Source organism: uncultured Shimia sp. (assembly GCF_913054185.1).
Classification (GTDB): Bacteria; Pseudomonadota; Alphaproteobacteria; order Rhodobacterales; family Rhodobacteraceae; genus Shimia.
Genome location: NZ_CAJXIV010000049.1, coordinates 12,936 through 27,630 on the forward strand (window position 1 = coordinate 12,936; position 14,695 = coordinate 27,630).

General features: G+C 55.7%; 14 protein-coding genes. 6 read left to right on the plus strand and 8 right to left on the minus strand.

Annotated elements, in window-relative coordinates; all coding sequences use genetic code 11:
* Nucleotides 1-66: 66 nt before the first annotated feature.
* From QZ517_RS11555 to QZ517_RS11565, 3 genes are all read left to right on the plus strand, one after another.
* A complete protein-coding gene (locus QZ517_RS11555; protein WP_294226928.1) occupies nt 67-696 on the plus strand; it encodes a class I SAM-dependent methyltransferase in 630 nt (209 codons plus the stop codon).
* A gap of 106 nt (nt 697-802) precedes the next feature.
* Nucleotides 803-1,303, plus strand: a complete 501-nt coding sequence (locus QZ517_RS11560) for a DUF2244 domain-containing protein (protein WP_294226930.1) — start codon at nt 803-805, stop codon at nt 1,301-1,303.
* 233 nt (nt 1,304-1,536) lie between these two features.
* Complete coding sequence (locus QZ517_RS11565; RefSeq protein WP_294226932.1) at nt 1,537-1,845, plus strand: EthD family reductase; 309 nt, start codon at nt 1,537-1,539, stop codon at nt 1,843-1,845.
* 19 nt (nt 1,846-1,864) lie between these two features.
* Here QZ517_RS11565 and QZ517_RS11570 read toward each other — a convergent pair whose 3' ends face one another.
* On the minus strand, nt 1,865-2,941 hold the full coding sequence (locus QZ517_RS11570) for an Mrp/NBP35 family ATP-binding protein (RefSeq protein WP_294226935.1): 1,077 nt from the start codon (nt 2,939-2,941) through the stop codon (nt 1,865-1,867).
* Nucleotides 2,942-3,187: 246 nt separating this feature from the next.
* On the opposite strand from QZ517_RS11570, the gene QZ517_RS11575 reads away from it, so the two are divergent.
* Nucleotides 3,188-3,403, plus strand: coding sequence for a DUF1127 domain-containing protein (locus tag QZ517_RS11575; protein ID WP_294226937.1), 216 nt, complete (start codon nt 3,188-3,190; stop codon nt 3,401-3,403).
* Between the two features lie 479 nt (nt 3,404-3,882).
* Here QZ517_RS11575 and QZ517_RS11580 read toward each other — a convergent pair whose 3' ends face one another.
* Complete coding sequence (locus QZ517_RS11580) at nt 3,883-4,512, minus strand: glutathione S-transferase (RefSeq protein WP_294226939.1); 630 nt, start codon at nt 4,510-4,512, stop codon at nt 3,883-3,885.
* Between the two features lie 77 nt (nt 4,513-4,589).
* Nucleotides 4,590-7,031, minus strand: a complete 2,442-nt coding sequence (locus QZ517_RS11585; RefSeq protein WP_294226941.1) for an ATP-dependent helicase — start codon at nt 7,029-7,031, stop codon at nt 4,590-4,592.
* Nucleotides 7,032-7,156: 125 nt separating this feature from the next.
* On the opposite strand from QZ517_RS11585, the gene QZ517_RS11590 reads away from it, so the two are divergent.
* Nucleotides 7,157-8,305 (plus strand): alpha-hydroxy acid oxidase, encoded by a 1,149-nt coding sequence (locus QZ517_RS11590; protein WP_294226956.1) that lies wholly within the window; start codon nt 7,157-7,159, stop codon nt 8,303-8,305.
* On the opposite strand, the gene QZ517_RS11595 is transcribed toward QZ517_RS11590, so the two are convergent.
* Entirely contained in the window at nt 8,298-8,771 is a 474-nt protein-coding gene (locus QZ517_RS11595; protein ID WP_294226943.1) for a rhodanese-like domain-containing protein, read from the minus strand. The two genes, QZ517_RS11590 and QZ517_RS11595, sit on opposite strands and share 8 nt — an antisense overlap.
* A 225-nt stretch (nt 8,772-8,996) precedes the next feature.
* Here QZ517_RS11595 and QZ517_RS11600 point away from each other — a divergent pair, with 225 nt between their 5' ends.
* Nucleotides 8,997-12,437: a pyruvate carboxylase gene (locus tag QZ517_RS11600; RefSeq protein WP_294226945.1), complete on the plus strand. Its 3,441-nt coding sequence runs from the start codon at nt 8,997-8,999 to the stop codon at nt 12,435-12,437.
* A 99-nt stretch (nt 12,438-12,536) separates the two neighbouring features.
* On the opposite strand, the gene QZ517_RS11605 is transcribed toward QZ517_RS11600, so the two are convergent.
* The 4 genes from QZ517_RS11605 to QZ517_RS11620 all read right to left on the minus strand — a co-directional run.
* Nucleotides 12,537-12,968 carry a c-type cytochrome gene (locus QZ517_RS11605; protein ID WP_294226946.1) on the minus strand — a complete coding sequence of 144 codons (432 nt, stop codon included), beginning with the start codon at nt 12,966-12,968 and terminating at the stop codon, nt 12,537-12,539.
* Between the two features lie 166 nt (nt 12,969-13,134).
* Nucleotides 13,135-13,533 (minus strand): hypothetical protein, encoded by a 399-nt coding sequence (locus QZ517_RS11610; RefSeq protein WP_294226949.1) that lies wholly within the window; start codon nt 13,531-13,533, stop codon nt 13,135-13,137.
* A gap of 259 nt (nt 13,534-13,792) precedes the next feature.
* A complete protein-coding gene (gene lipB, locus QZ517_RS11615) occupies nt 13,793-14,443 on the minus strand; it encodes a lipoyl(octanoyl) transferase LipB (RefSeq protein ID WP_294226952.1) in 651 nt (216 codons plus the stop codon).
* Nucleotides 14,444-14,477: 34 nt separating this feature from the next.
* On the minus strand, nt 14,478-14,695 hold a 218-nt coding region (locus QZ517_RS11620), incomplete at its 5' end, for a hypothetical protein (protein ID WP_294226954.1).

Here is a 14,695-nt window from a genome sequence, read left to right on the forward strand (position 1 = left end):
TAACAGATCAAAGAGGTCCCGGCGCAGCACTGCCCGGGGCCTTTTTTGGATGTAAGGACTTTTCAGATGTCGTCACCGGAAGATTTCGCAGACATCAAAGCTGGCATGGCCGGGGTCTACGAGCGTAATGCGGCTGCGTGGGATGAAAGTCGTGACACATCCCTGCGCGAGCGCGACTGGCTCAGTCGTTGGCTGGACGGCCTGCCAACATCCTCCTCGCTGCTTGATCTCGGCTGCGGGTCAGGGCGCCCACTGGCGGCCTATCTCGACAGACTAGGCCACAGTGTTACCGGCGCTGATGCCAGCGCCCCGATGATCGACCGCGCGCGATCAAACGTGCCAAATGCAACTTTCCAAGTGGCAGACATGCGCCACCTCAATCTTGGCCAAACCTTTGACGCGATTCTGAGTTGGGATGCCTTTTTCCATCTCAGCCCAGAAGAACAGCGCGCGGCCCTGCCGATGATTCTCAAACACCTTAAACCCGGCGGTCACTTGCTTCTGACAGTGGGCGATGACGAAGGTGAAGTCACAGGCACTGTGGCTGGAGAGCCAGTCTACCACGGCAGCCTCTCTCCCGCTGAATACCTCAATATTCTGCAAGCCGCGGGGTTTGCTGACATCACCTACACGCCCAACGACCCATCGGTTTTGGGCCGCTATGTGCTCTTGGCCCGCGGCAAGGGCGCGTCATGAGCTGCACGCACCCCATCCCCGCTTTCTCATTCCCCAAATATCTCGGGGTGAATTGCGCGCCTGCGCGCAAGAGGGGCTGGTCCCTCACAAACCCAAAACGCGCCTGATGCCGTATCGCTGGACAAAACCCCCATCCTCAGATCAGCCGAGTCTAACCCTTTGGCCGCACCGCTCCCTGCCACGACGTGGTTTCGCTGCGATGATTCTGTTTGCTTTTGGCATGGGCACGCTCCCGCTTTACGGATTGCTGGGCTCCGTTGCGCTTTGGGGCATCTTGCCGTTTGTCCTCGTGATGGTGGGCGGGCTCTGGTGGGGGCTGGAACGGTCATACAAAGACGGTGATGTGCTCGAAGAGCTCACACTGCGCGAGGACACCCTGCATTTGCGTCACACGCCCGCACGCGGTGCTGCCAAAGACTGGGGCTGCAACATCTATTGGGCCCGGGTCGAGCAACATGCGCATGGCGGGCCGGTGACGGACTATGTGACACTTTCAGGCAATGGGCGCACAGTGGAGATTGGCAGCTTTCTGAGCGAGGAGGAGCGCAAACAACTCTATGTCGAGCTTGATGCGTTCCTGCGTGACAAATCCAGGTCACAACACTGAGCATGTTGCCGAAGGAGGCCGTTGCCCGTGCGCCGTTGTAACGATTCACGCGATTCGCATGGAATTGGGCGTGCAAAATACGCACCTCCGCAAAACAGCCGCGATACAGACGTCATACCGACGTGATTTTTGGTCGTTTTTGCCGCGCCACAGCAGGTTAATTTCGCCGAATTTTGCGCCAAATGTGATCCACTGCTAGGCTGCCCTCCACACCGTCAGAGGAGGGAAATATCATGGCTGTAACTCTACAAGTGCTGTATCCGGTGGGCGACGGCACCACGTTTGATCACACGTATTACGCCACCACCCATATGGAGTTGGTGGATCAGCATATGGGGCCGCATATTGCCTCGGTTCAGGCCTCAAAAGGGCTGGCCGGTGGTCCGGATGTGCCCGCACCGTTTCATGCGATTGCGACAATAACCTTTGCAGATCAAGAGGCTATGGGGGTCGCGATGAAAGAGGCTGGTCCCGTGATGGCGGACATTGCCAATTTCACCAACATTCAGCCGCAGATCCTGATTGGCGAGATCTACGGCTGACTATAAGGGCAGGGATGGCCTAGGCCATCCCCCCACGTACCAACCCACTGGCAATCTGCGCATAGGCCTTGGCCATGTCACTGTCCCCAGCGGCAATTGGCGTGCCGCCATCTCCGGCAAGCCGTGTGTCCAGATCAATAGGCAAGGCACCCATCAAGGGCACACCCAGCTTTTCAGCCTCCGCCGCCACCCCGCCGTGGCCGAAGATATGGCTCTCATGCCCACAGTTCGGACAGTGGAAAAGGCTCATGTTTTCAATGAGTCCCAGCACTGGCGTCTTGAGCTGGTCAAACATGCCAAGCGCTTTGCGCGCGTCCAATAGTGCCACATCCTGCGGCGTGCTCACAACAATCGCGCCGGTCAGGTCGGTTTTCTGACACAGGGTCAGTTGCACGTCGCCAGTGCCTGGTGGCAAATCCACAATCAGCACATCCAGTTCGCCCCATTGCACCTGCGTCAACATCTGCTGCAACGCCCCCATCAGCATGGGACCACGCCAGATGACGGGTTTGTCGTCGTCCAACATGAAACCCAGCGACATAATCGTAACCCCGTGCGCCTGCAGGGGAATAATGGTTTTTCCGTCGGGGCTTGCTGGCCGTTTGTTCACCCCCATCATACGGGGCTGACTGGGGCCGTGGATATCTGCATCCAGCAAACCAACCTTGCGGCCCTGCTTTGCAAGGGCCACAGCAAGGTTGGAAGACACGGTAGATTTGCCCACGCCCCCTTTACCAGACCCCACCGCCAGAATGCGGTCCACGCCAGCCACCTTCATCGGGCCAGCCTGCGGTTTTGGGTGACCGCCTATTTTTAGGTTAGGGGGCGCTGATTTGGGCGCTGGGGCGCTCTCGTGCGCAGTCAGCGCCACTTGCACCGAGTCTACACCAGCAAGCCCCGCAACGGCCGCTTCGGCCATTTTGCGCAACGGCTCCATCAGCCGTGCTATATCGGGGTTGGGCGCCTCGATCACAAACTGCACTGTGTTTTCGCGAATGTTCAATGCACGCACAAAATCGCGTGAGATCAAATCGCCTCCGTCGGGCAGGGCAATCTTTTGTAAAACTGCCTGCACTTCTTCTTTGCTGACGGACATGCACAACTCCTATGCTGCAAGTGCACATTGCGCGCACTGTTAAAGATTCCACGTAAGAATCTGTTTACATTTCTTCAACCAATTCCGCGCCTTGGTTAATTTTAAGGCAGTTTACCTTTACGTAACGTCTGGTATTCGCTCGGCGCATAACTGCTTTGCGAAGCCAGCTATTGTGCAGATGCAGCATCAGCCTATATCACCAACACAACAGCGAACAGACACTCTACCAGACTGAAAGAAACGACAATGGCATATGTAGCAAACCATACCTCCGTGGCAGCACCTAAAGCCTCCGGCCTTTCGGTTTTTTTCGCCAACGCAGCAGAGCGTTTCCGTCAGTACCGCGTTTACCGCGCGACGTACACTGAGCTGAACCAGCTCTCTGACCGCGAACTGGCCGACCTGGGTTTGAGCCGCTCGATGATCCGCCGTTTGGCGATCGAAGCAAGCCGCGAGGCATAAGAATTCGGAAGGCCACTCCTCCCTTTGGCCTTCCACTACTGCGACGATACCTCTCCTCCTCCCTGGTGTCGTCGTAGCAAACACAGGACCAGAACGGTCCAACGAGCTCAAGTTGCTCCTCTCCTCCTCCCTGGGGTGACTTGAAATAGCGACGGCACCTCTCCTCCTCCCTGGTGTCGTCGCACAAAATTCGGGCCCAATGGCCCAACGGTATCAAGCGCCCTCGCTCCTCCCTGAGGGCACTTGAAACTAGAGCGACGGTGCCTCTCCTCCTCCCTGGCACCGTCGCACTTGAATTTCGATCCCGTCGCGGGATCAACGGTATCAAGGCGCTCTCTCCTCCTCCCTGAGCGTTTTGTGTGAAGCGCGGCGACATCTCTCCTCCTCCCTGATGTCGCCGCTGCCTTCTCTTTCCAAAACACGGATGCACAACAAAAAAGACGCCCCGAAGAGCGCCCTGTGAGTTGGTTTGTGCTGCCTTACGCTTTTGCGCTGGGGCGGGAAGAGATCTTGCTAAGCCAAGCCTGAGTGGCCGTGTTTTCTTCGGGTGGGGTCATCTTCACGATTCGCGCAAAGTCGCAAAACACATAGCCGGTGATGTCGGCCATGGTGAAACTGCCGCCAGCCAGCCAAGGACAGTCCTGCAAACGTTGCTCTAGTGTGTCATAGAACAATTGCAGTCGTTTCGCCCCGCGTTCCGCAAGCTCTGGGATTTGATCGTAGTCCACCGAACCGGGCAGAGCGCGGCCTTTGAGGGCAGGGGACGCATTGCGCAGGGCTTCTGCTATGGACATGCCGCCATGGAACTCGCAAATCGCGTTCCACATCAGCACTGAACCCTTTTCGTCTGGCGTGACGCCCATCAACGGCGGCTCGGGCTGAAAAGCCTCAAGATAGCCAGCAATCGCAATGTTCTCAGTGAGGTTCTGGCCTTCGCCTGTGGTGAGAACCGGCACCGTGCCATGTTGATTCAGCGCTAAAAACTCCGGTGCCCGGTGCCCGTCGTTGCGCAAGTCAACCTGCCGGATTTCGATCTCTAACCCTTTTTCCGCAAGAAACATCCGTGCCCGCCGAGGGCTTGGCGCTGTGGCGCAATCATAGAATATCATGAAGTCCTCCTGTCTGGACCTCACCTCAACGCGGGGCAGGGGGGCTGTCAACCAGGTGGCGGATCACGGACGTGAGGTCAAAAGGGGACGTCGTCTGAGGCGCTAACAAACCGGGAGACCACTTTCTTTTCCCCGGCTTTTTCGAAGGCAATCGTCAGCTTGTCCCCTTCAATGCCAGTTACCGCACCATAGCCAAACTTCTGGTGGAACACGCGGTCCCCAACTGTGAAGCTGCTCACCGCGGTAAGGTCAATTGCAGCGGCCTTGCTTTCTTTTGGTTGGCTGGTGCCATATTGGCCGGCGCGAGATTGCAGACGTTTCCAGCCAGGTGAATTGTATCCATCTGCTTTCATGGCAGAGCTTTCCAACCCTGACTGGCCAAAGCCTCCGCCAAAATCACGTGACCCACCACTGTGGCCATACAGGCCCGGTGGGGTGAGGACTTCGACATTTTCGTCTGACAACTCGTCAATAAATCGGCTTGGCATTTGATTCTGCCATTGGCCAAACACACGGCGATTTCCGGCAAAGGAAATTGTGCAAATCTCCTCCGCTCGCGTGATTCCCACATAGGCCAATCGCCGTTCCTCTTCGAGACCCTTGATACCGGTCTCGTCCATGGAGCGCTGTGAGGGGAACAACCCGTCTTCCCAACCCGGCAGAAACACGGCCGGGAACTCCAACCCTTTGGCGGCATGTAGGGTCATGATCGAGATTTTCTGCTCCGCGTCCTCGCTCTCATTATCCATGATCAGGCTGACGTGTTCCAGGAACCCTTGCAGATTATCGAACCCTTCCAACGCTTTGACCAGTTCTTTCAGGTTCTCAAGCCGTCCAGGGGCCTCCGGCGTTTTGTCGTTTTGCCACATGGCCGTGTAGCCGGCCTCATCCAGGATCACCTGCGCCAATTCGACATGGTTCAACTCGGCATGGCCTTCCTGAAGTCGCATGGCGGTTTGCGTGACGCCATCATCAATAACGTCGTCGTCATCCAGCGGCACTTCGATAACAGGCGCGGTGCCTTGTTTGCGCCAACGGTCTATTCCGTCAATCAAGATGCCAAGCTCTTTGGCGCCTTTGCCGCCAATGCCTTTTTCTTCCAGAAGAATACGGGCACCTTCCACAAGGCTCACCCCATTGGCGCGTGCGCAGGTCTGAATCTTCTGCTGAGCCACATTTCCCAACCCACGTTTGGGCGTGTTCACTATGCGCTCAAACGCCAGGTCGTCATCCGGGCTGACCACCACGCGGAAGTAAGCCATTGCGTCGCGGATTTCCAAACGCTCATAAAAACGCGGTCCGCCAATCACGCGGTAGGGCAGGCCGATAGTGAGGAAGCGATCCTCAAACGCGCGCATCTGGTGGGAGGCCCGCACCAGAATCGCCATGTCCTCCAGCGACTTGGGGTCGCTGCCACGCGTGCCGCGTTGCAAGGCCTCAACTTCTTCGCCAACCCAGCGGGCTTCTTCGTCACCGTCCCAATGACCAATCAGGCGTACCTTCTCGCCCAAGTCAGCTTCGGTCCAAAGCTCTTTGCCAAGTCGGTTTTCATTGCCGCGAATAACGTTGGAGGCGGCCGCCAGAATGTTGCCGGTGGAGCGATAGTTTTGTTCCAGCCGCACAACATGGGCGCCGGGGAAATCCTTCTCAAACCGCAGGATGTTGCCCACTTCCGCGCCACGCCAGCCATAGATGGACTGATCGTCATCGCCCACGCAGCAGATGTTTTTATGCGCGGAGGCCAAAAGGCGCAGCCACAGATACTGCGCGACGTTGGTATCCTGATACTCGTCGACAAGGATGTAGCGGAACCAGCGTTGATAGTTGGACAGAACGTCCGGGTGGTCCTGGAAAATCGTGACCATATGCAAAAGCAGGTCGCCAAAATCCACCGCGTTGAGTTCTTTTAGGCGGGTTTGATACTGCGCGTAGAGCTGCCCACCCATGTGGTTATAGGCCCCGGCGTCGGCGGCAGGCAGTTTTTCCGGTGTCAGCGCGCGGTTCTTCCAGCCATCGATCAGAGAGGCCAATTGCCGTGCCGGCCAGCGTTTGTCGTCGATATTGGCAGCGGCCACCAACTGCTTGAGCAGGCGCAGTTGATCGTCGGTGTCGAGAATCGTGAAGTTGCTTTTGAGACCAACCAGCTCCGCATGGCGGCGCAAAAGCTTCACGCAGATCGCATGGAAGGTGCCCAGCCACGGCACGCCTTCGATTTGATGCCCTAACATGTTGCCAACACGGTTTTTCATTTCCCGCGCGGCTTTGTTGGTAAAGGTCACCGCTAGAATCTCATTTGGTCGCGCGCGGTTGGTGTTGAGCAAATGCACAATGCGGGCGGTCAGGGCCTTGGTTTTTCCAGTGCCGGCCCCTGCCAGCATCAGTACGGGCCCGTCCGGCGTTTCAACCGCTTCGCGTTGCGCCGGATTGAGTTCGTCAAGGTATGGCATCGGGCGCGGGGCCATGGCCCGCGCCGACAGGGACGCGCCTTCGAAGGCGTCAAATTCGTCAAAACTGCTCATGGACGTCACCTTATCGCAAACCTGGGAAAGGCAAAAGCCTGTTCTTCTTATGTTCCATTGGCGGTTGAGGCGCAAAAATGCAAGTCGCGCTGGACATTTTTCGTGAGGCATATGACGGTTCCCAAATGGAGTTACACGCCGAATACCCCGCGCTGAGTGACCTGCGTGCGCACGCACAAAAACGCATTCCCAAGTTTGTCTGGGAATACCTAGACAGTGCGACGGGCGAAGAGCGCACAAAAGCACGGAATCGGAAAAAACTGGATGAGCTTTTGTTTGAGCCGTCCATTTTGCACGGCGAGGTGAAACCGGATGTGTCGGTTGCCATGTTGGGGCAAACCTATGACATCCCGGTGGGGATCGCGCCGGTCGGAATGTCTGGGCTTATTTGGCCTGGGGCGGAAGCGCAGTTGGCAAAAGCGGCAAGTGCGTCCAATATTCCTTACACTCTGAGCACGGTTGCAACACAAACACCGGAAGATCTGTCCCCGTACATTGAAGGGAAAGGGTGGTTTCAGCTTTATCCCCCGCGAGATGAAGGCATCCGCAAGGACCTATTGGCGCGGGCTAAATCCGCGGGATTCGCCACTCTGGTGCTCACTGTTGATGTGCCAACCGCCAGTCGCAGAGAGCGCCAATCTCGGTCAGGTTTGACAACGCCCCCAAAACTGACACCGCGTTTGCTGGCGCAGGTCGCGATGCGGCCCGCTTGGGCTTTGGCGACCGCGAAATCAGGCATGCCACGTATGAAACTGATTGATGACTATGCGGGGCAGGTGACGGGGATGAGTTCCACGGCCCATGCAGGCTATTTACTTCGGACATCTCCCGATTGGGAGTATGTGCAATGGCTACGGGATCATTGGGAGGGGACCTTCGTTGTGAAAGGCGTGTTGCGCAGCGAGGATGCAAAGTGTCTTGAGGAACTGGGAGTGGATGCGCTTTGGCTTTCCAATCATGCGGGGCGGCAGTTTGATGCGGCACCGGCGCCAATTGAAGTTCTCCCAAGGATCCGCGCGGACACTGAGCTGCCTCTGATTGTAGACAGTGGTTTTGAGACCGGGCTCGATGTTCTGCGCGCGTTGTCGCTGGGCGCAGATTTCGTGATGATGGGGCGAGGGTTCCATTACGCGCTTGCCGCGTTGGGCGCACAAGGGCCGGCGCATTTGGTGGATATTCTAAAACAGGACCTGATTGCCAATATGGGGCAGTTGGGCTTGGCGGATTTGAAAGACCTTCCCGCCAAGCTTAGACGTTTCGAAAACCCTACTTAATAGTGAGGTCCTTTGGCATCGCATTGTAAGCCTCCTGTATGGAAACAACAGGCAGATCTGTTGGAATCCAGCCTTTGCCTCGGGAACCACCCAGCATGCCTTCGGAGACATCCAGGACGCCCTTAATCCCGTTCTGAGAAAACAGCTGCATCAAACGACCGCTGCGGTTGCCGCTGCGACAAATGATGGCAACCTGATGAGTGGGGTTGCGCTCAAGTGTTGCCAGAATCCAGCTGCCAAAAGCCTCTTCGCGCATATCCAACGGCCAAGCCCCCTCGGCTACGCCCGTTTCTTGCCACTCCTGAGGTGTGCGCACATCAATTAGGATAAGGTTGCCGGATTTAAGGCCGGCGTGGGCATCTGACGCGGATAGAGTGGTTGGGTTCGCTAGTGTGAGGGAAGGTGCAAGAGAGGCTGCGCTCAGGCTGGCAACAAAGCTTCGACGGGTCAGCATATTCATATTCATATTCATATTCCATGTTTTGATTGTTAAGCACATGGAGTGAGCCTTTGCGCAATTCAACTGCGCAAAAACGCCGATCAGGGTGGTTTGAAGCCGTTCGGAAACAACTCATGTGCAAAATGTAACAGAAATATTTCAGAATCAGGGTCAGTGGGTATTGCGCTGCGGTGCGGCGAGCTTGTAGCAATTCGTTCAAACACCGACAGTGCCATAGAGGGGACCCTGCCGATGCCTGAATTTTCCAAAATCCTGATTGCCAACCGTGGCGAAATTGCGATCCGTGTGATGCGCGCCGCCAACGAGATGGGGAAAAAGACCGTCGCGGTCTTTGCCGAAGAAGACAAACTTGGCTTGCACCGCTTCAAAGCGGATGAAGCATACCGCATTGGTGAAGGAATGGGGCCGGTTGCGGCTTATCTCAGCATTGATGAGATTATCCGTGTGGCCAAGGAATGTGGCGCAGATGCGATCCACCCGGGCTACGGTCTGTTGTCTGAAAACCCGGATTTTGTGGATGCATGCGCGACCAACGGCATCACTTTCATCGGTCCGAAGGCGGAGACCATGCGTGCTCTGGGCGACAAAGCCTCCGCTCGTAAGGTTGCCGTTGAAGCCGGCGTGCCGGTCATTCCCGCGACAGAAGTTCTCGGCGACGATATGGATGTGGTCAAGAAGGAAGCCGCTGAAGTTGGATATCCTTTGATGCTCAAAGCCTCGTGGGGCGGTGGCGGTCGCGGTATGCGCCCGATTTTTAGTGAAGACGAACTTGAAGAGAAGGTTCTGGAAGGTCGCCGGGAAGCCGAAGCCGCGTTTGGCAACGGAGAAGGTTATCTTGAAAAGATGATCACCCGTGCGCGTCACGTGGAAGTTCAAATCCTTGGCGACACCAAAGGCAACATCTACCACCTGTATGAACGCGACTGTTCCGTGCAACGTCGCAATCAGAAAGTGGTCGAACGTGCGCCTGCGCCATACTTATCTGAAGCGCAGCGCGAAGAAATTTGCGAACTGGGTCGGAAAATTTGCGCCCATGTAAACTATGAATGCGCCGGTACCGTTGAGTTCCTGATGGATATGGAAAGCGGTAAATTTTACTTCATCGAGGTGAATCCGCGGGTGCAGGTCGAGCATACAGTGACCGAGGAAGTCACTGGTATCGACATCGTTCAAGCGCAAATCCTGATCGCGGAAGGCAAATCTTTGGCGGAAGCCACCGGAAAATCCAGCCAGTATGACATCCGTTTGAATGGCCACGCGTTGCAAACCCGTGTGACCACGGAAGATCCGCAAAACAACTTCATCCCGGACTACGGCCGGATCACAGCCTACCGATCCGCCACCGGGATGGGCATCCGCTTGGATGGAGGCACCGCATATGCGGGTGGTGTGATCACACGCTATTATGACTCTCTGCTGACCAAAGTGACCGCTTGGGCGCCGACACCGGAGAAAGCCATTGCGCGTATGGACCGTGCGTTGCGAGAGTTTCGTGTGCGGGGTGTCTCTACCAACATCGCGTTTGTAGAGAACCTGCTGAAACACCCAACATTCCTCAACAATCAATACACGACCACGTTTATTGATGAGACTGAGGAGTTGTTTAACTTTGAAAAACGTCGCGATCGGGGCACAAAAGTGCTCACTTACATCGCCGATATCTCTGTAAACGGACATCCGGAAACCACCGACCGCCCAATGCCGGCCACCGATCTTCGTGAGCCTGTGCCGCCAGCCAAACAAGGTGACATTAAGCCAGGCACGCGTAACTTGTTGGAAGAGCAGGGAGCACAGGCGGTTGCCGACTGGATGAAAGATCAGAAAAAACTGCTTCTGACAGACACAACCATGCGCGACGGGCATCAGTCTTTGCTCGCAACGCGGATGCGATCCATCGATATGATCAAGGTGGCGCCATCCTACGCCACCAACCTGTCTGATCTGTTTTCGGTGGAGTGCTGGGGGGGGGCGACATTTGATGTGGCGTATCGCTTTTTGCAGGAATGTCCTTGGCAGCGTTTGCGTGACCTACGTACCGCCATGCCAAACGTGCTGACCCAGATGTTGCTGCGTGCTTCTAACGGAGTGGGCTACACCAACTATCCAGACAACGTGGTTGAAGCCTTTGTAAAACAGGCGGCCGAAACTGGTGTGGATGTGTTCCGCGTGTTTGACAGCCTGAACTGGGTTGAAAACATGCGCGTGGCCATGGACGCAGTTGTTGAGAGCGGCAAGATTTGCGAAGGTACAATTTGCTACACCGGTGACATTCTCGATCCGAACCGCGCCAAGTATGACATCAACTACTACGTCAACATGGCGAAAGATCTGGAAGCTGCGGGCGCCCATGTGCTTGGCCTCAAAGATATGGCTGGCCTGCTGAAACCGGCCTCCGCACGCGTGTTGATCAAAGCACTAAAAGAAGAAGTGGGTTTGCCAATTCACTTCCACACACATGACACTTCTGGCATCGCGGCGGCGACGATCCTCGCGGCGGCGGATGCAGGTGTGGATGCCGTGGATGCGGCGATGGACGCTTTCTCTGGAGGCACGTCTCAACCTTGCCTGGGATCTATTGTCGAAGCCACGCGCAACACGGATCGTGATACCGGCCTAGACGTCAAAGCCATACGTGAAACTAGCGATTATTGGGAAGGTGTACGTGCGCAGTACACTGCGTTTGAAAGCGGACTCGCTGCGCCAGCTTCCGAGGTTTACTTGCATGAAATGCCCGGTGGTCAGTTCACCAACCTGAAGGCACAGGCGCGTAGCCTTGGACTTGAGGAGCGCTGGCACGAAGTTGCGCAGACCTATGCTGACGTGAACCAAATGTTTGGTGATATTGTTAAGGTAACTCCGTCATCCAAAGTTGTGGGTGACATGGCACTGATGATGGTGTCACAGGGCCTGACACGTGATGAGGTGGAAGATCCCGGCACTGATCTGGCCTTCCCGGATTCGGTTGTGGACATGATGCGTGGCAACTTGGGGCAGCCGCACGGAGGGTTTCCGTCAGCGATCATCGAGAAGGTGCTCAAAGGCGAGAAACCGAACCTCGAACGCCCTGGGAAACACCTTACGCCAATTGACCTTGAGGCCAGTCGTGCCGAAGCTTCAAATGAACTCAACGGGTTTGAGATCGACGATGAAGATCTGAACGGCTACCTCATGTATCCAAAGGTCTTCCTCGACTACATGGGACGCCATCGTCAATATGGTCCAGTGCGTGCGCTTCCAACCAAAACGTTTTTCTACGGTATGGAGCCTGGCGAAGAGATCGCAGCTGAAATTGATCCGGGCAAAACGCTCGAAATTCGTCTGCAAGTGATTGGCGAAACCGATGAAAACGGCGAAGTGAAAGTTTTCTTTGAGCTCAATGGTCAACCGCGAGTGATCCGTGTGCCCAACCGTTTGGTCAAAGCGTCCACAGCGTCGCGGCCCAAAGCAGAAGTTGGGAACCCCAATCACATCGGCGCACCAATGCCAGGTGTTGTGGCCTCTGTAGCAGTCTCAGCCGGGGCGCAAGTGAAAGAAGGCGATCTCCTTCTGACCATCGAGGCCATGAAAATGGAGACCGGTATTCACGCGGAACGGGATGCCACAATTAAGGCTGTTCATACCACAGCAGGTGGGCAGATCGACGCCAAAGACCTGTTGATTGAGCTAGAATAGCAGTTAAGTGCTTTGCGGTAAGGCGCATACTCAAGCCAAATAAAAAGAGCCTCATGCAGTGGTCTCTGCATGAGGCTCTTTTGCTAAGGTAGATAAGTTCTATTCAGACTTTTCTTCCGTTTCGGCAGCTGGTGCCAAAGATGCGAGGTAGGCAAAAACATCGTCGCCACCCTTCTTCAGCTTGAAAGACATTTTGGACTTCGTGGCGTAGCCGTTGTCGCCCAGCCACGCTTTGGGATCGACAACATAAGCCGCCAGCGATTCTTCCGTCCAAGTCACACCGGCTTCATTGGCTTCCAAGAGGCCTGCGCCGTATTTGAAATCTTCAGAGCCAATGGTCCGACCAACAATGCCGTAGAGGTTCGGGCCGGTTTTACCACCTTTGTACAGCACGTCACCGTCCGGGTTCACAACCGAGTGACACGCTTTGCACCTCTTGAAAGCCTTTTCACCGGCTTCAACGTCGCCTTCGGCAGTGGCGGGCGAAGCGACGAGTAGGGCCGCCGTGGCTGCTGCAACAACAAACTTCATGAGAGATTCCTCGTTAGATGTTCAAAAAATTGGCGCGTATTTCCTTGACCGGAGTTTCCGCCAATAGTGCGCGATGTGCAAATCAATTTACGCTGGAATAGGTCCAATGGACCACATCCGCGACGATCGGGCGCGGGCGTGCTCTGGTCTGGTGCTAGCGAGTTGTTTAGAAGCGAAAGAGCAGTTTCAGGGACGCTTTGGTGTCATCTTCCGCATTGCCGGTACGTCTTGCTTTGGAGGTGTGTTGGAACAGCTCCAAATTTAGCGCCAATCCACGGTCAAGCGGGCGTTCCACGCCAACCCCCACAACTCCATCGGTTGCGCCGGGCTGCTCACCGCCTGAAAAGACACCGTAAATGGCAGTGTCTTGCAGCTCGATGCGAATGCGATCTTTTAGCGATCCACGGCGGGTGCGATTTGTTGTGTGTGGCGCCGCCGCGGACTCCGACAATCCCAAAGCACGGTTGTTTTTGATTGTGCCGGAAAGGCTAGGGGGGGGGAGCCATATGCCACCGGTGGGCTGGGTGCCAAAACTGCCCAACCCTCCAAGGAGAGAGGTGTCCATTTTGGTAGCAGTCTCCTGCGCGATTACAGCGCCAGAGAGGGCCGTAAGTCCAAGGCACACAGACGTAAGTATGGTTCGCAGCAACATAAGGTGTTCCACCTTTTATAGTCCCCAAAACGCGCTGTGTAGCGTGAGAATCACGCATATTTGGCAACTTCACAAGCGGCATTTCTGACCCCAGGTTAGCGCTGAGATGGTTAACAAACGGTTCGCGAATAGCCTGTGTTATTCTGCTGGGAGCTCTGTTCTGAGGCGTTGCCTAGTTGTCAAAAACCTCTCCAAATTGGCGTTTGAGCGCAACGTCGACATCATCCATGGAAACCGGCAGACCCAAGTCCACCAGAGATGTGACGCCGTGTTCAGTTATGCCACATGGGACAATACCATCAAAGTGGGTGAGATCCGGTTCTACATTTATGGAAATGCCATGAAAACTCACCCAGCGTTTGAGCCGAATACCGATAGCGGCGATTTTGTCCTCGGCTTTTTCGCCGCTGGCCTGTAGGGGCTTATCGTCCCGGGCAATCCATACTCCAACGCGTCCGTCACGAATTTCACCTGTGAGGCTAAATTCCGCCAATGTCGCGATCACCCAGGCTTCAAGCTGTTTCACAAAAGCGCGGATGTCTTTGCCTCGTTTGTTGAGATCCAGCATGACATAAACCACCCTTTGTCCTGGCCCGTGGTAGGTGTACTGACCTCCGCGTTTTGCCTCAAACACAGGAAATCTGTCCGGATCCGTCAAATCGTCCTGCTTGGCGGAGGTCCCAGCGGTGTAAAGGGGAGGGTGTTCCAAAAGCCAAATGCACTCTACTGCGTCGCCACGCGCGATGGCTTCTGCGCGGTTCTCCATGAACAAAAGTGCTTCGTCATAGTCGACCAGAGTATCGGAGTGAATCCATTCCACCATTTTAAGCCTCGTTCCGCTGCCGTCTCAGTCTCACCTAAGCCTCTCTTGGGATCGGCGCAATCGTTGCAGCGTGGCAGGTGTCTGAAATGAGGATGTTTTGACCTAACTTCAGCCAATCGGAAAAAAACTCCATGCCAGTCATTTTTTGCTTCACATCCCCAATCAGCGGCGGTATTAGCCCCACACCCACCAGGGCAAGTGCGGTCGTGGCGGAATTGGTAGACGCGCAGCGTTGAGGTCGCTGTGGGGTAA

Bases quoted from the DNA above. Each gene is read 5' to 3' on its own strand.
- QZ517_RS11555 (WP_294226928.1), top strand. From the start codon at position 67: ATGTCGTCACCGGAAGATTTCGCAGACATCAAAGCTGGCATGGCCGGG.
- QZ517_RS11560 (WP_294226930.1), top strand. From the start codon at position 803: ATGCCGTATCGCTGGACAAAACCCCCATCCTCAGATCAGCCGAGTCTA.
- QZ517_RS11565 (WP_294226932.1), top strand. From the start codon at position 1,537: ATGGCTGTAACTCTACAAGTGCTGTATCCGGTGGGCGACGGCACCACG.
- QZ517_RS11570 (WP_294226935.1), bottom strand. From the start codon at position 2,941: ATGTCCGTCAGCAAAGAAGAAGTGCAGGCAGTTTTACAAAAGATTGCC.
- QZ517_RS11575 (WP_294226937.1), top strand. From the start codon at position 3,188: ATGGCATATGTAGCAAACCATACCTCCGTGGCAGCACCTAAAGCCTCC.
- QZ517_RS11580 (WP_294226939.1), bottom strand. From the start codon at position 4,512: ATGATATTCTATGATTGCGCCACAGCGCCAAGCCCTCGGCGGGCACGG.
- QZ517_RS11585 (WP_294226941.1), bottom strand. From the start codon at position 7,031: ATGAGCAGTTTTGACGAATTTGACGCCTTCGAAGGCGCGTCCCTGTCG.
- QZ517_RS11590 (WP_294226956.1), top strand. From the start codon at position 7,157: ATGGAGTTACACGCCGAATACCCCGCGCTGAGTGACCTGCGTGCGCAC.
- QZ517_RS11595 (WP_294226943.1), bottom strand. From the start codon at position 8,771: ATGAATATGAATATGCTGACCCGTCGAAGCTTTGTTGCCAGCCTGAGC.
- QZ517_RS11600 (WP_294226945.1), top strand. From the start codon at position 8,997: ATGCCTGAATTTTCCAAAATCCTGATTGCCAACCGTGGCGAAATTGCG.
- QZ517_RS11605 (WP_294226946.1), bottom strand. From the start codon at position 12,968: ATGAAGTTTGTTGTTGCAGCAGCCACGGCGGCCCTACTCGTCGCTTCG.
- QZ517_RS11610 (WP_294226949.1), bottom strand. From the start codon at position 13,533: ATGGACACCTCTCTCCTTGGAGGGTTGGGCAGTTTTGGCACCCAGCCC.
- lipB (WP_294226952.1), bottom strand. From the start codon at position 14,443: ATGGTGGAATGGATTCACTCCGATACTCTGGTCGACTATGACGAAGCA.